At 48.7% G+C, this 20114-nt stretch carries 16 protein-coding genes and 1 other annotated feature; of the genes, 12 read left to right on the top strand and 4 right to left on the bottom strand.

What is annotated here, in order from left to right; all coding sequences use genetic code 11:
• Positions 1 to 87: 87 nt before the first annotated feature.
• The 3 genes from PSHG_RS04295 to PSHG_RS31005 all read left to right on the top strand — a co-directional run bounded on the left by PSHG_RS04295 (position 88) and on the right by PSHG_RS31005 (position 2189).
• Positions 88 to 930, top strand: a complete 843-nt coding sequence (locus PSHG_RS04295; RefSeq protein ID WP_010269937.1) for a C39 family peptidase — start codon at positions 88 to 90, stop codon at positions 928 to 930.
• Between the two features lie 39 nt (positions 931 to 969).
• Complete coding sequence (locus PSHG_RS04290; protein ID WP_010269935.1) at positions 970 to 1395, top strand: CoA-binding protein; 426 nt, start codon at positions 970 to 972, stop codon at positions 1393 to 1395.
• Positions 1396 to 1529: 134 nt separating this feature from the next.
• Positions 1530 to 2189, top strand: a complete 660-nt coding sequence (locus tag PSHG_RS31005) for a hypothetical protein (protein WP_210436461.1) — start codon at positions 1530 to 1532, stop codon at positions 2187 to 2189.
• Between the two features lie 163 nt (positions 2190 to 2352).
• Here the strand turns inward: PSHG_RS31005 and PSHG_RS04280 are convergent, their stop codons facing one another.
• Positions 2353 to 3879, bottom strand: a complete 1527-nt coding sequence (locus PSHG_RS04280) for a hypothetical protein (RefSeq protein WP_010269931.1) — start codon at positions 3877 to 3879, stop codon at positions 2353 to 2355.
• 621 nt (positions 3880 to 4500) lie between these two features.
• Between PSHG_RS04280 and PSHG_RS04275 the strand changes: the two genes are divergently transcribed.
• The 8 genes from PSHG_RS04275 to PSHG_RS04240 all read left to right on the top strand — a co-directional run bounded on the left by PSHG_RS04275 (position 4501) and on the right by PSHG_RS04240 (position 12214).
• Positions 4501 to 6396 (top strand): glucose PTS transporter subunit IIA, encoded by a 1896-nt coding sequence (locus tag PSHG_RS04275; protein ID WP_010269929.1) that lies wholly within the window; start codon positions 4501 to 4503, stop codon positions 6394 to 6396.
• Complete coding sequence (ptsP, locus tag PSHG_RS04270) at positions 6389 to 8197, top strand: phosphoenolpyruvate--protein phosphotransferase (RefSeq protein ID WP_010269928.1); 1809 nt, start codon at positions 6389 to 6391, stop codon at positions 8195 to 8197. Before PSHG_RS04275 ends, ptsP begins: the two co-directional genes overlap by 8 nt.
• Positions 8198 to 8199: 2 nt before the next feature.
• Entirely contained in the window at positions 8200 to 8730 is a 531-nt protein-coding gene (locus PSHG_RS04265) for a type 1 glutamine amidotransferase domain-containing protein (RefSeq protein WP_010269926.1), read from the top strand.
• 29 nt (positions 8731 to 8759) lie between these two features.
• Positions 8760 to 9167, top strand: a complete 408-nt coding sequence (locus PSHG_RS04260; RefSeq protein ID WP_042121380.1) for a VanZ family protein — start codon at positions 8760 to 8762, stop codon at positions 9165 to 9167.
• Positions 9168 to 9256: 89 nt separating this feature from the next.
• Positions 9257 to 9682: a hypothetical protein gene (locus PSHG_RS04255; RefSeq protein WP_010269921.1), complete on the top strand. Its 426-nt coding sequence runs from the start codon at positions 9257 to 9259 to the stop codon at positions 9680 to 9682.
• 265 nt (positions 9683 to 9947) lie between these two features.
• Entirely contained in the window at positions 9948 to 10298 is a 351-nt protein-coding gene (gene ytxJ, locus PSHG_RS04250; protein ID WP_010269919.1) for a bacillithiol system redox-active protein YtxJ, read from the top strand.
• A gap of 84 nt (positions 10299 to 10382) precedes the next feature.
• A complete protein-coding gene (ccpA, locus tag PSHG_RS04245) occupies positions 10383 to 11390 on the top strand; it encodes a catabolite control protein A (RefSeq protein WP_010269915.1) in 1008 nt (335 codons plus the stop codon).
• 110 nt (positions 11391 to 11500) lie between these two features.
• Positions 11501 to 12214 (top strand): 5'-methylthioadenosine/adenosylhomocysteine nucleosidase, encoded by a 714-nt coding sequence (locus PSHG_RS04240; RefSeq protein ID WP_010269913.1) that lies wholly within the window; start codon positions 11501 to 11503, stop codon positions 12212 to 12214.
• A gap of 117 nt (positions 12215 to 12331) precedes the next feature.
• On the opposite strand, the gene PSHG_RS04235 is transcribed toward PSHG_RS04240, so the two are convergent.
• A complete protein-coding gene (locus tag PSHG_RS04235) occupies positions 12332 to 13537 on the bottom strand; it encodes an acetoin utilization protein AcuC (RefSeq protein WP_010269910.1) in 1206 nt (401 codons plus the stop codon).
• A gap of 16 nt (positions 13538 to 13553) precedes the next feature.
• Positions 13554 to 14186 carry a GNAT family N-acetyltransferase gene (locus PSHG_RS04230; protein WP_010269907.1) on the bottom strand — a complete coding sequence of 211 codons (633 nt, stop codon included), beginning with the start codon at positions 14184 to 14186 and terminating at the stop codon, positions 13554 to 13556.
• A 166-nt stretch (positions 14187 to 14352) separates the two neighbouring features.
• Here PSHG_RS04230 and acsA point away from each other — a divergent pair, with 166 nt between their 5' ends.
• The gene (gene acsA / locus PSHG_RS04225; RefSeq protein WP_010269904.1) at positions 14353 to 16080 is read left to right on the top strand and encodes an acetate--CoA ligase; all 1728 of its coding nucleotides are present in this window, start codon (positions 14353 to 14355) and stop codon (positions 16078 to 16080) included.
• Between the two features lie 287 nt (positions 16081 to 16367).
• Here the strand turns inward: acsA and PSHG_RS04220 are convergent, their stop codons facing one another.
• A complete protein-coding gene (locus PSHG_RS04220; protein WP_010269901.1) occupies positions 16368 to 19472 on the bottom strand; it encodes a transglycosylase domain-containing protein in 3105 nt (1034 codons plus the stop codon).
• Positions 19473 to 19632: 160 nt separating this feature from the next.
• Positions 19633 to 19922: a binding site (T-box leader), on the top strand.
• Positions 19923 to 20114: the final 192 nt, after the last annotated feature.

Raw genomic sequence — 20114 nt, 5'->3', positions numbered from 1 at the left:
TCCGTTAACAAGATACAAACAAAGAGCTGCCTGGATGTTTGGCACAGCCTGCCGCAAAATTAGAACGGGAGGAGGATACTAGTGGGAATGCTGAGCGGCTTGTTTAAGTACACCTTCAGTCTTTTGCTTGTCATTTCATTGGCATTATCCAGCGGTATACTCTCCCTGATTCTCTATGCCAAGATATCCGGAAATGCATTGGATCTGGGTCCCTTTTCAGTAGCGGCTGCCGATGACTTGCCGGGTAAGGAAGAAGATCCAGAGCAGTCTGGCGAAGAGGAGGGGAAGGAAGCGGCCGCAGAGGAAGCTGATGAGCCTTTGGAGCCGCTGCCTGCGCAGGCCAAGCTTTCGGCCCCGGCTATTCATCAATATCCTGAGCTTGTTTCCGGCTGCGAAGTGACCAGCCTTACCATGCTATTGCAGTTCTACGGATTGGATGTAGACAAGATGCAAATGGCTGCCGAAATGCCGAAAGACCCGACTCCGCTTCAGCTTAATCCCGACGGCACGATTGCTTATTGGGGGAATCCTAATTTAGGCTTCGTTGGGGAAGTGACTGCCAAGGCCCGCGGGTTTGGTATTTATCATACTGCCTTATTTGAACAGCTGAAGGAACATATTCCAACGGCCATTGATCTAACTGGCGGAGAGTTTAGTGATATTGAAAGACAGATAGCAAACGGCATCCCGGTTGTCGCTTGGACCACAATAAATTTCCTGATACCGGACCGCTGGGTTGTATGGGATACACCAATCGGGCCGATCAAAACAACTTTTATTGAACATGCTGTACTAGTTGTTGGCTATGATGAGCATTATATTTATGTGAACGATCCTTATAGCGGAAAAGCCGATGTTCCCGTTGAGCGGGAGCGTTTCATCGAGACATGGGAGCTGCTTGGAAGGCAATCCATTTCCTACTTAGAATAGGCTTTGTCCCCAATTAAAAGGAAAGGGAGGCGTATACCCATGAGTTTTGAAAATCCATCTCGAGAGCAGATTAAGGGAATCTTGGAGCAAACTAAAACAATTGCCGTTGTTGGTCTGTCTGATAATCCGGAACGCACCTCTCATATGGTTTCCAAGGCGATGCAGCAAAAGGGCTACCGGATTATCCCGGTTAATCCGAATGCTGCGGAAATATTGGGGGAGAAGTGCTACCCCAGCTTAAGCGACATTCCGGAGCCTGTCGATATCGTCAATGTATTCCGCAGAAGCGAGCACACGGTTCCAATAGCCGAGGAAGCAGTTAAGATTAAGGCAAAAGTGCTCTGGCTGCAATTAGGCATTCACAATGATGAAGCGGCACGAATCGCCCAGGCAGGGGAATTGCGGGTTATTACTGACCGCTGCATCAAGGTTGAGGATTCCCTGCTTCTTCCTGACCGCCAATAACCGGGACTAACCAACAGGTTCCAGCGATAAAAATGACCTCCTCGGACGACAATAAAGAAGGCTTCTTAATAAGTGCTGCTGCTGATGGCACTGCATAAGAAGCACGATCTTATATCGCTGAGGAGGTCATACGCGTGTATAACCAATCTTTTCACAAAGCTAACTACCGCGGTAACCAGCAAGGCCACGATGCATACCTTCGTTCTGATTCCCAACAGCCAAGCAGCAGCATGGCCAGAAATCAGATGAGCAATGCACAAAGCCAAAAGTTTCAACCGACCGGATTCGTACAATCTCAATACGGTCAGCAGCAAAACCAGTTCCAAAACGCATTTGCTAATCAAAGCCAAGCAGCATTTTCTTTCCAGAACCAGCAGCAAAATCAGCAATTTAGCAGCGCGCAATCTTTCCACAAAGCCAACTACCGTGGAAACCAAGCAGGACATGACAGCTACTTGCGCTCCGATTCGCAAAGCCCGTCTTTCCGTTCTGCGCAAAGCTTTCAGCCGCAAGCTCAAAGCTTCCAAAGCCAAGCTGGCATAAGCCAGCAAAGCTTCGGCCAAAGCCAGCCGCAATCTTATCATACGGCAAGCTACCGCGGTAATCAGCAAGGCCACGACAGCTACTTGCGTTCGGATTCTCAGCAGCCGAACCAACAAGCTTTCGGTTCCCAGGCAGCGAATCAAGCAAGCTCTTCTTACCACACGGCCAGCTATCGTGGAAATCAACAGGGCCACGACAGCTACTTGCGCTCTGATTCGCAAAATCCCGCACAAGGTGGATTTCGGGGATAACTTAACCTTATACCTGATAGCTGACGGATTTGGCGATAACGCCCAAGCTTTAAGAGCACCAGCGTAAAAGCACAATAGGCAGGAGGCTACTTAGTGGCCTCCTGTCTATTTTGGTACATGGCAGTTCCAAAGATTATATAGTCTAGCGCGAATACAGTCAGATTTAGCATCGGGTGTGAAGAGCGCCAGCGATGTAATTGTAGCGCTTCTCCAATGTTTCCAACGCGCCAGGATCACTGGAACGCAACGCTTCGTGGACTTCTTCAGCAGGAGGCACTGTTCCGGCAGTAAAAACACGGGCAATAATTTCATGGAATGTTGTGCTTGATATCACGCTCGCTATGCCGCCAACGACGGTCACAAAGCCTGTAAACACTAATACTACGACTTGCTCGACCGGCAAGCTTGAAGTTGTGTCCCATAACAGGGTGACGGTTTTTATAGCAACGCCTGTAATAGTGGGAAACATAAACGTATAGGCAATCCAGCCAACCGTGTCCACGGCCCACGTCGTACGTATCAGCCACTGTGAGCGCTTCAGCAAGCTTACCCCGCATATCACATTAAGGCTGAATGCTGCCGTCAATATCAGCAAACAGGGCAGCATCCACCATGGTGAAGCACCGAAGACCATTATCCATGCGATAATAGCCGCTGCGCTTCCCGTCGCAAATAAGATGGCAAAGAACAATTGGAACGCTAATTTTACGGTTGTTGTTGTTCGGTTATGATTCTCCGGTTGAGCCCATTCCGGCTCTGCAGGCCCAAGAGCAGGTCCATCTCCGCCCGCAGCAGGGCGCCGCAAATATTCAATTTCTGAGGCAAAGGTCTGGCCGACAATTTTACGCTCCAGCAGGATATATCTTGGGTCATCCGGTTGATCAGGGTCAAACCATATTTCGAATTCATTGCCAATGACCGGTGCCCATTTCGGATAGTCTACGTAATGAAACTTAATCGTACGCGTCTCATCTGCTGCCTCGTATTCAACGCATAGATTAAAGATCGGCTGCTGATCTAGCCAACTTTTCGCAAACTTTACTTTCGTCACTTTGCCGACGACGTGTTTTCCGTGGGCCAGCACATCACTTGCAATTTGTTCCTGTTTCATTTCGTCGCGCCAACCTGCAATTGTCTTCTTAGTCGTACGGACTGCTGCCGATGCGAGCAAGCCGACCAATCCAGCCAAACCCGCGCAAAATGGCATTAACAGGCTGCTTTCATACACAAGACCGGAGCTTATAGCAGCCTGTACAAACGCCACTGCCGTGCCTAACACGATGCCAAGCGAAGCTCCGCCGCATGCTATGGCTGAAGTGAGATGTGCGAGGGATTCCGATGGCTTGGAGTGTCGTCCTGATACCGTATTTATCCCGGCACGTCCATAGCCTAAAGTCCGGATCAATGGAGTTTTTACGGAATCACCAGATATCCTCAACAAGAATAACGCAACTGCAATAAACAGAAGCAAAGCCCAGCCTGCTGTAGGAACTGTTTCCATAATCCATGAAGGCAGCAGAGCCAGAACCCACGCGGCACAGAACCATGTGAAGACTCCGATGACTGCGACCCATCGAACCAGTAAGGCGCCAATTCTAGAAATTAAGACAGAGCGATACTTGCGCCGGATTTGTGGAGCCCAGGGAAGGGGATACGATTTTCCTGTTGCTTGTGATAACGAGAAGGCCATACCGACACCTCCTATTTTTGCATTCTGGGTAGTGTAGGTTTGTTTAGTATAGGCTAATGTTTTTGTCAACAGCAATAGTTCATTGGTCCATTTTTCATGATGAAAAGGATTCACCTGAACTCATCGAAGATTCAAACCGGCTAAGTGATATTACAAGGAGTATGTCCTCTAGCTGAGATAAAGAATGTCAGAGTCTTGCTATCTTGGGAAAACGAATTCAATTCGAGCAAAACTCCGTTTTGTCTCCTTTGTACCGATTATAGCCTAGATCTCGTCACCATCTGATGCTATTATCATGTACGTTGGAACATCGAAACTGGATATCGCTATGCTCGTCCTCACATGTTCAGACACTAATCCAAACCCTGTGGAAAGATATATGAATAATAGTGGTAGAATTCAATTATCCGAGATTGAGGTAGATCCATTCAAGCTATCAGTACTGGCTCCGGAAGTTGCGAAAGAATGGGAGGAAATCGAAATAATAGGATCGCTTTTTGCATAGTGATTGTGACATGAACTCTTCCGGTGGGCATAATTAAACGCTATAATAAAACAATATGCCGGACTTGGCCTGCATTTGATCTGTACCAAAGGCATGAAGGGAAGGAGGTGGGAAGCTTGAACGTGATGGGAAACCTTCAGCAATTTGGACGGTCCTTAATGATCCCGACGATTGCTTTGCCGGTAGCAGCTGTCTTTTTGTTTCTGGGAGCGTTGCCATGGCATTTTATCGGCCTCGAAGCCGTAGGCGAACTGTTCGTATACTGCGGTGAGCTTGTATTTTTGCTGCTCCCGTATTTATTTGCTGTAGGCGTAGCTCTCGGCTTGACAGAAAGCGCCGGAATAGCCGGCTTATCCTCCTTGCTGGGCTATTTTATGCTGACCCAGATAACTTCGCAGTATATGGACCCAGTCCTGGAAATGGGTGTCAGCGGAGGAATTCTGATAGGCATACTGACTGCCTTGGCGTATCACCGGTTTAAAAATATTCAGCTGCCCGAGTATATTCAATATTTGGGCGGGCCGCGGTTCGTCCCTTTTTTCATGAGTGTGGCTACTATTGGCTTGTCACTGGTCATCATCGCCGTTGGCCCGGTTTTACAGCAGCTTTTCAGTATGCTAGGGGAAATGCTGCTCAATTTGGGCGGGTTCGGTGCATTTATTTATGGGGCCGCCTATCGTTTGCTTGTTCCGTCAGGCTTGCATCATATTCTAAACAACGTGTACTGGTTCCAACTGGGCTCTTATGAAAGGCCGGATGGCAGCCTCGTGTTCGGCGATTTGCCGCGATTTTTCGCAGGCGATCCGGAAGCGGGCATTTTTATGGCCGGCCTGTATCCTATTATTATGTTCGCGCTGCCGGCTATCGCTTTAGTTATCATTCGCGAAGCGCGCGAAGATTTGAAGCCCAAGGTGCGGATTACGTTTCTTACGGCTGCGCTGGCCTGTTTTTTAACAGGTGTAACCGAGCCTATTGAGTTCGCCTTTTTATTTGTGGCGCCGGCCTTGTTTTTTATACATGCGATTCTGTCGGGGATATCCATGTGGATTGCTTATGAGCTGGAAATTCGCCATGGATTTTCTTTTTCGCCCGGTTTATTGGAGTTTGTCGTCAACGGCCATTTGGCCACCAAAGGGCTGTGGTTAATTCCCATTGGGCTGGTTTATGGTCTGATCTACTATTTCTTGTTCCGGTGGGCCATCCGCAAGTTTCAGCTTCCTACCCCCGGCCGCGAGGAAGGCTCGCCACTAGAGGAGTGGGCGGGAGACGTCCGCTATCGGGCGCCTTTAATTTTACAGGCGCTGGGCGGCAAAAATAATATTAAAACGATGGAAGCCTGTATTACAAGGCTGCGTTTGACGCTGGAAGATGACAAACGAATCGATCCGATCGCGCTTAAGCATCTTGGAGCAGCAGGTGTTATTCATCTGGGAGGCGGCAATGTCCAGGTAGTATTCGGCACTTTCTCAGAGCTGATCCGGGAAGAAATCATGAAAGTGATGAGGACCGACAAGAAGCAGGTATTGTTTAACTCGCCTGTGCAAGGTGTGATGATTCCGCTCGAAGATGTGCCGGACGAGGTGTTCTCCAAGAAGCTCGTCGGCAACGGAGTGGCGTTTATCCCTGACCGGGGAGAGCTGGTTTCCCCAGTGAGCGGCAAAGTCGTGCATATTCACCCGGCCATGCATGCGATAGGCATCGAAACACCGGATGGACTTGAAATCTTAATGCATATCGGGATTGATACCGTCCATTTGGAGGAGATGTGGTTTACTTCTATGGTCGATTTGGGCGAGGACGTCGTACCCGGCCAGCTATTGATCAGATTCAACCTGCCTAAAGTGAAGCAGCAGGCTAAATCACTGGCAACACCAATGCTTATCACGAATATTGACAAGGTCAAGTCATGGAGTTTTGCACCTTTCAAAGCGGTTAAAAAAGGTCAGGGGGCCGTTATGTCTGTAGTATTAAAAGAAGATGCAGCATCGTTTGGAGGTCAGTCAGATGATTAAAGGGATAGGAGCATCTGCGGGAGTGGCTATTGGCCGGGCAATGGTCATGCCAAGCTGGGAATGGAATCTGCCCGACCGCATGGTGGACGTAGGCGAGCTGGCTTACGAATTTGAAAAATTGTTTGACGGTATTCAAACGTCCAAGCTGGAGCTCGAAACGATCAAGCAGGATATTTCCGAGCTGATTGGAGAAGAGGAATCTAAAATTTTTAATGCTCATCTGGCGATTCTCGAGGATCCGGTTTTTATCGAAGAAGTGCAGGAGATAATGCAGCGTCAATATAAAGCGGCAGAGGTAGCCGTCAAGGAGACGATGGAAAAGTTTATCGGCATGTTTGATCTGCTCGATGACGATTACATGAAAGAGAGAGCTGCCGACATCCGCGATGTAGGCAACCGGCTGCTCAAGCATCTGCTGGGCGATTTTCAGCATACCTTGCCAACGCAGGATGAGCCTTATATTCTCGTTGCCAAAGAGCTTACGCCTTCGCATTGGGCGAATCTTGATCCGAACCAGGTTCTTGGCGTCGCCACCATGCTTGGAGGGCTGCATTCGCATGCAGCCATCATGGCCAGGGCGATGGGCATCCCGCTAGTGCTTGGTTTGGAAGGAAAGCTGAAGAAAGCTGTGCAGAATGGAGATTTGATCATCCTCGATGGCGAAGAAGGATCGTTCCACCTTAATCCGGATGAAGCAACGGTAGAAAAATATAGGCAGCGCAAGCAAAGCCTGCTCTTGCAGGAACAGGTGCTGCAAAAGCTCGTTGACCTTCCGGCCGTCTCGCTCGACGGGCAAACCGTAGGGCTGAAAGCCAACATTAGCTCGGTCAAGGAGCTGGAGCAGGCTTTGCAAGCGGGGGCTGAAGGTGTAGGATTATTCCGTACAGAGTTCTTATATATGGACCGGGGCTCTTTGCCGCCGGAAGAGGAACAGTTTGAGGTATACCGTCAGGCTGCTCAAATGCTTGGGGAAAAGCCGCTCGTTATTCGTACTCTGGATATCGGCGGAGACAAGAACATCAATTACATTTCGCTTCCCGATGAAGATAACCCGTTTCTTGGCTATCGGGCTATCCGCATTTCTCTTGACCGCCATGAATTGTTCAAAGCCCAGCTTCGTGCGATTCTGCGGGCAAGCCATTACGGAAACGTTAAGATTATGTATCCGTTCATATCGTCACTGCAGGAGTTTAGAGAGGCGAACCGTCTTCTCGAGCAGGTGAAGCGGGAGCTGGACGAAAAAGGCGTGCCTTTTAACCGGCAGATCGAGACGGGAATTATGATTGAAGTCCCGGCTGCGGCGATGATCGCCGATTGCTTGGCGGCAGAGGCTGATTTCTTCAGCATCGGAACGAATGATTTGGTCCAATATGTACTCGCCGTTGACCGGATGAATGAGCAGATTGCCCATTTGTATGATCCCTTTCATCCAGCTGTCATAAGGCTGATCAAACAGACTGTAGAGGCAGCGCAAAAGCACGGCATTGCCGTCAGTGTATGCGGTGAAATGGCAGGGGATGCGCGTGTGCTTCCATTTTGGCTGGCCCTAAAGATCAAGGAGCTCAGCATGTCGGTCAAAACATTGCTGCCTCTGAAGCAGAAGCTGCTTAATAGCCGCAGCGCGGAAGGGGAGGACCTGCTCGCTAAGTTAGCGCAGTGCGGCAGCAGTGAAGAAATTCAGCTGCGGCTGGAGGAATATCATATAACGGATCGTCTGGTAACTTCCAGTAACAACCAGAACCTGGCGGACACGGATGCAGATGCAGACGCAGATGATTCAAACTTTTCAGGAGGGGAATAAGCATGGAATTAAATGGACAACAAATACTTGCTTTTGTAGATGAGGAATTTGAAGATCTGGAAATGTGGTATCCGGTTCTGCGATTGAGAGAAACAGGAGCAGAGGTCATTATTGCCGGCCCCGAGGCCAAGACGACCTATTACGGCAAATACGGAGTTCCTTTGCAGTCTGATGTTTCGTTTGACGAGGTAGACAGCTCCAAATTTATCGGACTGTATGTCCCTGGCGGCTGGGCGCCGGACAAGCTTCGCCGCTACCCTGATGTGCTGCGCTTGACTAGAGAATTTCATGAAGCCAACAAGCCGATTGCTCAAATTTGCCATGCCGGCTGGGTGCTGATATCTGCTAAAATTGTGGATGGCTATACGATGACGTCAACACCGGGAATCAAGGACGATCTCGAAAATGCCGGAGCGACCTGGGTGGATGAAGAAGTTGTTGTAGACCGGAACATCGTCTCGGGAAGACGTCCTCCTGACCTGCCTAATTTTGTGAAGGAGTACATTCGCGTACTTGGCGAGTTTATCCGTTAGAACAGGAGGGGATTATTTTCTTGAAACCGATGCTGATTCGCTGGCTACCGAGCTTGGCTTGCATGGCTGCCATTTTTTATTTTTCTTCCCGAACGGGTGAAGCGCTTGGCAGTATTCTTCCATGGTTTCAGAAGTGGTTACCAGGGATGGAGAGCTTTGATTGGGGTCATTTTGTCGCCTATTTTGTTCTGTGTTCCACCTTTGTCTGGGCTTTAGGGGACGGCGTTCCTTCCTGGGGAGTGAAGCTAGCTGCAGTTGGGCTGAGTGTTGCCTATGGGATAACCGATGAATTTCACCAGCTTTTCGTGGATGGGCGGCAGGCGGATTGGAAGGATGTTCGCAATGATGGCATCGGCGCATTGATCGCCGTTCTCTTTTTGTCCATTAAGCCGGTCGGACAGCTGTACAGAAAGCTTCCCCATGCCAAAAAATACTAGGCGCTTCAGAAAAGGATTCGCGATCCCTTTTATAGAATACCCAAGAAAGACATAATGCCCTTGGCTTTTTGAATGAGGAGTGAGCTGTTGTGGAGAAAACTTGCCCTTGCGGCGAGACAATGAGAATTCAATTGAGAACTATTGTGTATCAAGATCAAGTGGAGCTTGAGGATGTGCCTGTCTACACATGCGGAAGCTGCGGGCGAAACGAATTGTATTCAGAAGTTAAAACCTCTCTAACCGGGCTTTTGGAGAAGCTTGAAATGGACAATAAGCAAAAGCAGCCTAAGGTCAAAATTTCGTTCAGCGAGCATAATGAGCTGGCTTTATTAATCAGCAAGGCAAGCGACCCGGAGCACTGGAATGAGCCGGTGCAAGCCTTGCTTGAAAACCGCATTAATGAGCTATTGGATCTTCTGCTTGTAGCCCAGTCCTTGAACGATGACGCCTGGTCTGCCGAGCTAAGAGACAAGCTTTCGCAGATTGCCGATTATTCCCGATCGGCGCTTACATAGGTTCCTTTTGCTATGGAATGGGGGAAGCCCCCGATTCTTTGAAAACAATTATGAAAAGACTTGGAAAAAAGCCGGTGAAAATTGGCTTTTTTCTGTTTTTTTTGATAGTATAAGTCCATCGAATCATTTTCATAAAACAGGACGGAAACGCTGTATAGATTCACTTGAATGGTATGGGTCTATATATTGATAATGGAACATTTACAGTCGGAATTATGAATTTGATTCCACCAGTAATCTTTTCGCATGAGGAGAGGATTGAACCTTGAATAAAGTCAAACAGCTCAATTCTGTAGATGAATGGAACAAAGCTCTGGAGCTATCGGATGAGCAGCCCGTGTTCATCTTCAAGCACAGTACACGCTGTCCTGTGAGTGCTGATGCGTATGATCAATATGGGGCTTACCTGAACCGGTCTGCGAATGAAGATGTGGCCTATTTCCTCGTGCTTGTTGTCGAATATCGTCCGGTGTCGAATGCAATTGCCGAATCGCTGGAGCTGAAGCACGAATCACCGCAGGCCATTTTGATCCATAAACGCAAACCGGTCTGGCATACATCCCATTGGCGTATAACCGAGTCCAATCTGAAGGATAATCTTGCAAGATCCGTTTAACGTACAGGTATAGTTTTTACCCATTTGTTCCAAGCTGGTAATAGAGTAGAACCATAAATTTTAATATAGATGGAGCGAGATAAATTGACCGTTACAATTTATGATGTAGCTAGAGAAGCCGGAGTTTCTATGGCCACCGTATCCCGAGTTGTCAACAATAACCCTAACGTCAAACCCCAAACCCGCAAAAAGGTGTTTGAGGCGATTGAAAGACTCGGATACCGTCCGAATGCTGTTGCCAGAGGTTTGGCAAGTAAGAAAACAACAACCGTCGGCGTAGTGATTCCCGATATTTCCAACATGAACTTTGCCGAGGTAGCCCGGGGTATTGAAGATATTGCTACGATGTACCACTACAATATTATTCTCTGTAACGCCGACAAGAAGAAGGAGAAGGAAATTCGCGTCATCAATACGCTGCTGGAAAAGCAGGTTGATGGTTTGCTGTTCATGGGAGGGACCGTTACGGAGGAGCATGTTCAAGCTTTCCGCACTTCGTCTATTCCAATCGTTCTTTGTGCAACCACCGACGAAAACGAGAATATTCCTGCCGTCGATATCGATCATGAGCTGGCTGCCAAAGATGCTGTCACGAAATTAATTGAACAAGGTCATCGCAAAATCGGCATGATCAGCGGCACCCTGCAGGATTTGTCGTTAGGTTATGCCCGGTTCCAAGGGTACAAGCTTGCTCTGCAGGAAGCAGGAATCACTTACGATGAGAATTATGTTCGAGCAGGCAATTACAAGTATGAATCCGGAATCGAGGCAATGAATCATTTCTTGACGCTGGAAGACCGCCCGACGGCTATTTTTGCTGCAACAGATGAAATGGCTATCGGAGCGATTCATGCGGTGCAGGATGCCGGGCTTTCCGTGCCGGATGATTTCTCGGTTATTAGTGTGGATAACAGCAGAATTGCAACGATGGTACGGCCTCAGCTTTCTGCAGTTGCGCAGCCGATGTATGATATCGGGGCGGTATCGATGAGGCTGTTGACGAAGCTCATGAACAAGGAAGAGATTGAGCAGAACAAATTCGTGCTGCCGCACGACATCGTCATGCGGAAATCTGTAAAAACGATCCAATAAATCGTCAGGATGGCGTAGGTCAGAAATACATGGCTGGCCTGAAACCGGCATGTAGTTAAGTGCGGGTTAAGGGCCGGAGAGGATTATGGGGAAAGTAGGTTAAATACACAATGCTGGTTAAGAAGCTTGGATTAATAGGAGCGATGACAGAGGAAGTGGAGCGCTTCCTGCAAAGCATGGAGCAGACATCTACCCGTCCATATGCAGGCATCGAGTTTATCGAAGGGCAGTTTATGGGAATGCAGACAGTCGTGTGCAAGTCGGGAGTAGGGAAGGTCAATGCGGCGGTTTGCTCTCAATTGTTGATTGACCGCTTTCAGGTGGACGCGGTCGTCTTTACAGGAGTTGCCGGGGCGCTGGACCCTTCCTTGACGATCGGGGACTTGGTCATTTCTACCGAATGTATGCAGCACGATATGGACGTAACAGCTTTAGGCTTTGAGAGGGGCATTATTCCTTATCAAGACCAGTCCGTCTTTCCTGCAGATGCAACGCTCAGAGAGCTGGCGCTGGCCTGTGGTGAGGAGCTGCAAGGCAGAAAGGTCATAGGCGGGCGTATTCTGTCGGGTGATCAGTTTATCGCCGATCGCGATCAGGTTATCGAGCTGCATGAGCAGCTGCAGGGGGCATGTACGGAGATGGAAGGAGCGGCTGTAGCTCAAGTCTGCGCCATGAACCGTGTGCCTTATGTAGTGATTCGCTCAATGTCTGACAAAGCCGATGGCTCCGCGCATATGAACTTCGCTGAATTTACCCGGCTTGCGGCCGACAATTCCTACACCATGGTGGAAAAGCTGGTTGCCCGGCTCCAGAACGCTGAGTAATCCTTTTAAGGTACAAAATAAAAAGCAGTAGGAGCAGGGACAGGTCATTTCCCTTACGATGCTCTCACTGCTTTTTTAAATGGTCATCCTCGTTGGTTTAATCAGCTATTGGCGGGATTATTCCGGATTTTGCGATGCTTTCGGATCGGATACATAGAGTAGAGCAATCTCCTGCGTTCTCCGATTTTTCGCTGTAATTTCCGCCCGGCGTGGAATCGCTTCCCATTCCTCAATTGGATCGAGCCAAGTGGCAGGCAGGGGAAGCTGGGACGCTTTCTGCCACTGCTTCACCCAGGATGGCGGCAGTGAGGTTAATGGCTGCTGCTCCAGAGTTTGGATCAGAGGATGGTCGATCATCGTTAGCCACAGCAAGCTCCAAGCTCGGGGAACAACTCTCCAGATATCATAGCCGCCTCCGCCCAAGGCAATCCAGCGGGCGCCGCAATATTGGTGGGCCAGCTTATGAATCAGCTTCGGCATTTGCAAATAAATGTTCATGCTGCAGTGGGCATGTGCTTGAGGATCAAAGGCATGGGCGTCACACCCGTGCTGGGAGAGGATCACATCCGGGCGAAAGCTGCGGACGACTTCGCCAAGCACGTGATTAAACGATTCCATCCATGACTCGTCCTCCGTATAGGGCTCTACCGGAAGATTTATAGTTGTGCCGAATCCTAAGCCCTCTCCGCGCTCCTCCACGGCGCCTGTGCCAGGGAATAAATATTTGCCTGTTTCATGAATCGAGAACGTGCACACATCCGGGTCGGTATAGAATGTCCATTGAACACCGTCCCCATGGTGAACATCAGTGTCGATATAAAGCACTCTTGCATTATAATTGCGGCGGATCCATTCAATCGTAATGGAAGCGTCGTTATAAACGCAAAAGCCGGCTCCTTTATTAGGCAGTGCATGATGAAGGCCGCCTCCGAGATGAAGGGCATGCTCGGCTTGACCGGACATGACTACTTCTGCAGCTTTTAAGGAACCGCCTACGAGAAGCGAGGTTTTCTCATGCATGCCGGTAAAAAACGGGGTATCCTCGTCCTGCAACCCCCATTTAGCGGCTGCTCGAACCGCTTCATCCGTTGGATTGGGCGCACTCAACGCTTTTACCGCGTTCACATATTCCGGCAGGTGAACCGCTTTAATTTCGCTCTCAGAAGCGATCCGGGGCTTAAGTATAGCATCCTCAGTAAGCGCTCCCACTTGTTTCAACAGATCTATGGTGACTTCCAAACGGGTCTGGTTAAAGGGATGCTCGTCACTGAAGCGGTAATTCAGTTCATCTGGATCATATATAAATTTAGCATTACTGCTCACGGTAGTTCCCCCTAGTCTAGTACATAAATCTTTGACGGAATCGAAGCTGGTCAAATCGCTCCACCGAACTTTGAGGTACACGCTTGCCGATGCGCACCATCAAACAGTTGGCAGGATGCGAACAAATTTCCGGATCATCCGTAGCATACCAGACCATATCTACCGATTTCATTAACTCCTCCATCATTTTCCGGTACTGCCATACATTCAGTCCGCTGTTTACGAGGTCCCAATGCCAGTAATATTCCGTTGTAAAAACAATAATATCTTCCATCTGCTCATCGGAAAAAGCCAGCTTCAGCAAGCATTTGCCTATGCCCAGACCCCGATATTCATCCGCGACTTCTATCGCTCCGAGCTCTACCAGGTCATCCATCTGGCCTTCGGACCAGCGTTCCATTTCGTCCGGATAATGAAACGTAACATAGCCGACGATTTGCGTGCTATCACGAGCGAGAATGATTCTTCCTTCCGGTAATGCGGCAATCTCCACTAACGCTTCATGCTGATCCTTTGGTTTGCGGAACGCGTCAAGGGCGGAGTGCATTTCATATCCGGCCAGCGTATCAGAAGGAACAGGACCTTCTATCACGATATGCTTATCCTGTCGGGTAATCGTAACGGAGTTATAAATTTTAGTATGCTTCATGGAGTTGCAGCTCCTTTTTAATAACCTATACTTACTTATAACAAATTTTATAGTTTGTGAAAAGCAATACACGGGTGTAACATGTTATGTTATAATGAACTGGGAATGAAGTTTTCAAATTGTTCATATTGTAAGCGTTACAATTTGTCAAGGAGGCAAGAACTTTATGGAAGAACGTCAAGAAAACGAAGTGATACCAGCAATTTCGGACTCATCCAACTTAGGAGATTATGAGCAGGCTAGGGCAAGCTTTTCCTGGGAGGAAGTAGAGAAGAATTTCTCCTGGGCCCAAACAGGAAAAGTGAACGCGGCTTATGAGGCTATCGATCGTCACGCAGAATCTTCCAGAAAAGATAAAGTGGCGCTTTATTACAGTGATAATAATCGTGATGAAAAATATACCTACGCCGAAATGAAAAGCAAATCCAACCAGTTTGGAAACTTGCTGCGCAAATATGGGATTGGCAAAGGTGACCGGGTATTTATTTTTATGCCGAGAACCCCTGAATTGTATTTTGCCCTGTTGGGATCGATAAAAATCGGCGCAATTGTAGGTCCGCTGTTCGAAGCCTTTATGGAAACTGCGGTGAAGGACCGACTCGAAGACAGCGGAGCTGTAGCGATTGTTACGACTCCGTCTCAGCTTCCAAGAGTACCGGTTAACGACCTGCCGGAACTGAAGCATATCATTCTGGTCGGTGAGGATCTTTCCTTGCAAGAAGGGCAAATCGATTATTACAAGGAAATGAGCGAAGCCTCCGATCAATTGGATATTGAGTGGGTAGACCGCGAAGATGGAATGCTGATCCATTATACTTCAGGCTCGACCGGCAAGCCCAAGGGCGTGTTTCACGTACACAACGCGATGATTCAGCATCTCTATACCGGGCGAATTGTGCTGGATTTGAAGGAGGATGACGTGTACTGGTGTACGGCTGACCCGGGTTGGGTAACCGGGACATCTTACGGTATATTTGCTCCTTGGCTGAACGGGGTAACCAATGTAATTCGCGGCGGCCGCTTCAGTCCTCAAGACTGGTACGGAACCATTGAAAAGTATAAAATCACAGTCTGGTACAGTGCTCCGACTGCATTCAGAATGCTGATGGGAGCAGGTGACGAAGTCGTTTCCCAATTTGATCTTTCCTCCTTGCGGCATGTGCTGAGTGTAGGGGAGCCGCTTAATCCGGAAGTGGTGCGCTGGGGCGTGAAGGTGTATAATCATCGCATTCATGATACGTGGTGGATGACGGAAACGGGAGCGCAGCTGATCTGCAACTACCCGTCCATGGCTATCAAGCCGGGCTCTATGGGCAAACCGATTCCTGGTGTTGAAGCCGCTATCTTGGATGATGCTGGTAATGTGCTGCCGCCTATGCGGATGGGGAATTTGGCGATCAAAACGCCTTGGCCATCGATGATGCGCAAGATCTGGAACAACCCTGCGAAATATGAAGAATACTTCCGTATTAACGGCTGGTACATTTCAGGCGACTCCGCCTATCAGGACGAAGAGGGCTACTTCTGGTTCCAGGGCCGTGTTGACGATGTCATCATGACAGCGGGCGAGCGTGTTGGACCATTCGAGGTGGAAAGCAAGCTGGTGGAGCATCCGGCTGTTGCCGAGGCGGGTGTAATTGGCAAGCCGGATCCGGTTCGGGGCGAAATCATTAAAGCGTTTATCGCTCTGCGTGACGGCTATACGCCTTCAGATGAGCTGAAAACGGAGATTTCACAATTTGTTAAGGTCGGACTATCCGCCCATGCAGCACCTCGGGAGATTGAATTTAAGGATAAGCTGCCTAAGACGAGAAGCGGTAAAATTATGCGGCGTGTCCTCAAGGCATGGGAGCTGAATCTGCCAACCGGTGACCTGTCCACCATCGAAGATTAGGGCTCTCCTTGCTCCTTAAGTTAATAATACTTAATCGGATTTCTTGATGATTTGTTATAAAAGCATGAACTCCCCTCACTGATTTAGCGGAATGAACATGCCGCTTTGTCCAGGAGGGGAGTTTCTAGTTTTATAATACGTAATGTTTTAAAATATAAACTTACTCGTTTAAATAATTAAAGCCAGAACAGCAAAAAGAAGCAGTTCCCCGCACCGAAATCGGTAAATGCCGAAGAGCGGATGGAACTGCTTCTTTCTCATTTTCTTGCCATGTTAGCTTAATTAGCTTACGGCTCGTAGCGCACTGCCGGTGAGGCAGGAGACTCTTCACTGTTTTTTACTGCGGTCACGCGATAGTAGCCTTCTAATTCCGTGCCATAGTATACAAACTCCTGTTCATCCGAGGACCCGATGCGCTGATACGGGCCTTGCTCAGATGTGCTGTAATATACGTGATACTGGTCTGAATTCCCCTGGCCATTCCAAGTGAATCGCAATGCCTGCCCTTTTTCTTCAACTTTCAGTCCGCGCGGAGCTGCAGGCTTGGAGCCGTTCTCGCTGGACCCATTCCCGTTGCCATTTCCGTTTCCGCTCTCATTTCCGTTCCCGGCACCATTGCCATCTTCGTCTTCACTATTACTCCCGTTTCCGCCGTTGCCAGGGAGGATTAAATCAGGATTGATACTGTCATTAAAGACGATTCGGCTTGGAGAAGACTCGTTGCCGGCGACATCCACTGCGGTAACATAATATCCGCTGCCAAATGAATACGGTACGCCGGAGAATACATTTTCCTCACCTACTCTGACCACTTGTCCCTGCACCCGTTGGAAATTGTTTAAGCCATCGGAACGATATAGCCGGTAGCCTACAACGTCGCTGCTTGGGCTGGGTGAGAAAGATATTGTATTTGTGTCCCCGCTCCGCGTCATCACGAGATCGGCAGGCGGCTGTGGAGGCTGGCCGTCATCGGTTCGCGGATCTGTTACACTAGGGGCATCCATATCCGCATCTCTAGGCACATAGGCGCTAAGGGCGCGCTGCCGGTTTGGAGGGATACTGCCCATCACTTCTTGAATTTGCTGTAAAATCGAACCGATTGATTCGGGACGGTTGATTACCGTTTTTTCCCACAGCATATCTGCCGGGGTGGACTCATGCGGAAGATAGTTAACGCCGTTATAAATAACATATTTCATTTTAACCAGCACATCGTCTTCCTCAGTAGGAACGTATTTGCGGTTAAACAAATCACTAACTAACCGGCCCTGCTGTCTGACCAAATCATTTGGCAGCTTGCCGGACAAATTCGAAACCGTCATTTCTACGATATCCGCAGGACGTTCAAACTCGGTTGTCGTGAACAGTTCCGGTTTCTTTTCAATCGCGCTATCCATAACTAGAGACCAAACCTTCATAGCATGTTTGGTGCTTCCGTTGCGTGCACTCAGCTTATACTTCTGGTCGCTGTAGCCCACCCATACGCCTACGGTAATATCCGGGGAATAGCCAACGAACCAGGCATCCGTATCTTCCTGAGTCGAACCGGTTTTGCCGACTACCGGGATTTTTCCGTAATTTTTAAAGAGGGAACGGATATCTGAACCGGTACCGGAAGTAATAACCGTACGCATCATGTCGGTCATTAAATAGGCGGTTTCAGCAGAGAAAACTTGCTTGGATAACGGCTCGTTCTCATAGATCAGCTCGCCCTCCGTCGTTTCTATCTTGCGAATCAGGTGAGCATCATTGAACTTGCCCTGATTGGCAATAGCGGTGTATGCATTCGTGAGCTCTTCTACGGAAACCCCTTTGGTCAGCCCGCCAATTACACCTGTCTGTGCGTGATAATCTTCCTGAGTAAAAGAATTGATGCCTAGCTCCTGGGCGAAGGCCCATGCTTCTTCAATGCCAACCTCATTGAGAAACAGCTTAATCGCCGGAATGTTATAAGACTGATTCAGCGCTTCTCTGGCTGTAATAAGCCCATGAAAACGGCGATTCCAGTTCTCAGGAATATGATATCCGGAGTTGCCGTGCTTCAGTATGATCGGCGTGTCATCAATGACACCCGCCGGCTGAATGGCGCCTTTCTCCATTGCTGGAAGGAAGGCGGCGATCGGCTTCATGGCCGATCCCGGCTGACGATAAGCTTGTGTCGCATGGTTAAAGGAGGTTCTGCGGCCTTCAATCATACCGATAATCGCGCCGGTTTTGTTGTCAAGCATAATGGCTCCAACTTGTTCAATTCCGGCTTCAGGATCGTCAGGAAGGAAATGAGAATCTTCGTTAGCAATTTCCTGCATGGCGTCATAAATCGTTTGGTCGATCGTGGTATACACCTTGTAGCCGCCTCTGGAAAGCTCCTGCAAAGCATCCTTATAGGCCTCTGAATAGGCTTCCGGATTGGCCGAACGATTCTCGTAAATCTCGGGCTCGAATACAGAAACCAGCACTTCCGCTGCTCTCTTTTCAACTTCAATCATCAGATTGGGGTAAGTAGTGTAGGCCTTTACCTCAGGCTCGGCCATACTGCTGCGGATGTCGAAAGCCAAAGCCTGCTGATATTCGGCTTCGGTTATTTTCTCTACTTCCAGCATGCGTCTAAGTACACGTTCTTTCCGGTCTTCCGCCCGCTTAAAACCGGTCTCGTCAAAATCGCCGTTGCTTTTGAAAGCGGAATAGGCGCTCGGCAATTGAGGCAAACCGGCTAAGTATGCAGATTGCGCAATGTTCAGCTCAGCGAGATTTTCAATGCCAAAAATTCCTTTGGCCGCAGCTTTAATACCAAAAACGTTATAGCCATTAGCCCCAGTGCCAAATGGAACTTTATTCAAATAAGCGGTTAAAATTTGCTCCTTGGACAGCATTCGTTCCATACGAACGGATAAAAATATTTCTTTCGCCTTGCGGTCCAGCTCTTTCTCAGGGCTTAAAAAAACGATTTTGGCGAGCTGCTGAGTCAAGGTGCTTCCGCCGGTTTGACGCTCTTCATTGAGCAACCGTTCCTTGACGGCCCGGAATAAGCCGTTTACGTCTACGCCGATATGATTAAAAAAGTTCGCATCCTCTACTGCAAGCACGGCATCGAGAACAGATTGCGGAATTTCATGGTATTCCACCAGACGCCGGTCTTCATCGGACCTTAGTTGCCCGATCTGGGTATCGTTATTAAAATACACGAAACCTGTAATGGCATTCTCCTCAATTTTGGCTAAAATTTCTTCCTTGCTTCTTACTGGCTCGTCTTTAACCAGCGAGGTAGTGAATCCGAAGGCGATCCCGGCTGCGCCAAACCCAGCGACAATAATTAAAATTAACGTCCACTTGATTGTCTTCCAAGTGTAATAGAACGTATTTCTGACTGCGGGATGAGTAAATACTGATCGCATAAAACCACAACAACCCCGTTCTTCAAAGTAAGATAAGCACACTTATTATATCACAAAAGAACGAAAGGTGGCATAAAAGAGCGAAATCTGCCAGTTGACAGGGGATAATAGTTGTGCTATAACGAATACTAATCTTGAAATAATTAAATCATGACTTTTGCTAAATGCAGTGAAGGACAGGCAATGATTTTGCTAGTAGAATGGGGAGTTCTGACCCTTCAGAGAGCCGGTGGCGGGTGCAAACCGGCGGGCAGCTTCATTCGAATTACCGTCCGGAGCAGCGGAAGGGAAGGCGTACAGTAATATTCTTGCTGGCGTTGAGTAGCTTCCTGCCGGGGCAAGCCCGTTATCTCTTGAGAGTGAAAGCTTGGATAATCGTAAAATTCCGATGGCCATCGGTCCGGGCTTTAACAAGGGTGGTACCGCGAGAAGAACCTTTTCGTCCCTTAGGGGAGAAAAGGTTTTTTTGTGTTTAAATTGGCTCATACCAGGAATAAGTGTTTGCCATCATAACTGTGCAGAAGTGGAGGGGAAGAGGGGGACAGGTGAAGCGAAGCGCTCGCCTTTGTCCCCGGATTTCAACCGTTGAAGTACCGGGATGAGCCTTTTTCTGTAAGTGGAGCCTGGATGGATGTCCAAGCG

The sequence above is a fragment of the Paenibacillus senegalensis JC66 genome, from assembly GCF_000285515.1.
Taxonomy (GTDB): Bacteria; Bacillota; Bacilli; order Paenibacillales; family NBRC-103111; genus Paenibacillus_L; species Paenibacillus_L senegalensis.
Note: the sequence above shows the minus strand (reverse complement) of the source record. Positions and strands in the feature narration are given on the sequence as shown.

Excerpts from the sequence above, each read along its gene's own strand:
- PSHG_RS04240 (WP_010269913.1), top strand. The coding sequence starts at position 11,501 with ATGCTGGTTAAGAAGCTTGGATTAATAGGAGCGATGACAGAGGAAGTG.
- PSHG_RS04220 (WP_010269901.1), bottom strand. The coding sequence starts at position 19,472 with ATGCGATCAGTATTTACTCATCCCGCAGTCAGAAATACGTTCTATTAC.
- ptsP (WP_010269928.1), top strand. The coding sequence starts at position 6,389 with ATGATTAAAGGGATAGGAGCATCTGCGGGAGTGGCTATTGGCCGGGCA.
- PSHG_RS04265 (WP_010269926.1), top strand. The coding sequence starts at position 8,200 with ATGGAATTAAATGGACAACAAATACTTGCTTTTGTAGATGAGGAATTT.
- acsA (WP_010269904.1), top strand. The coding sequence starts at position 14,353 with ATGGAAGAACGTCAAGAAAACGAAGTGATACCAGCAATTTCGGACTCA.
- PSHG_RS04295 (WP_010269937.1), top strand. The coding sequence starts at position 88 with ATGCTGAGCGGCTTGTTTAAGTACACCTTCAGTCTTTTGCTTGTCATT.
- PSHG_RS04260 (WP_042121380.1), top strand. The coding sequence starts at position 8,760 with ATGCTGATTCGCTGGCTACCGAGCTTGGCTTGCATGGCTGCCATTTTT.
- PSHG_RS04230 (WP_010269907.1), bottom strand. The coding sequence starts at position 14,186 with ATGAAGCATACTAAAATTTATAACTCCGTTACGATTACCCGACAGGAT.
- PSHG_RS04290 (WP_010269935.1), top strand. The coding sequence starts at position 970 with ATGAGTTTTGAAAATCCATCTCGAGAGCAGATTAAGGGAATCTTGGAG.
- PSHG_RS04280 (WP_010269931.1), bottom strand. The coding sequence starts at position 3,879 with ATGGCCTTCTCGTTATCACAAGCAACAGGAAAATCGTATCCCCTTCCC.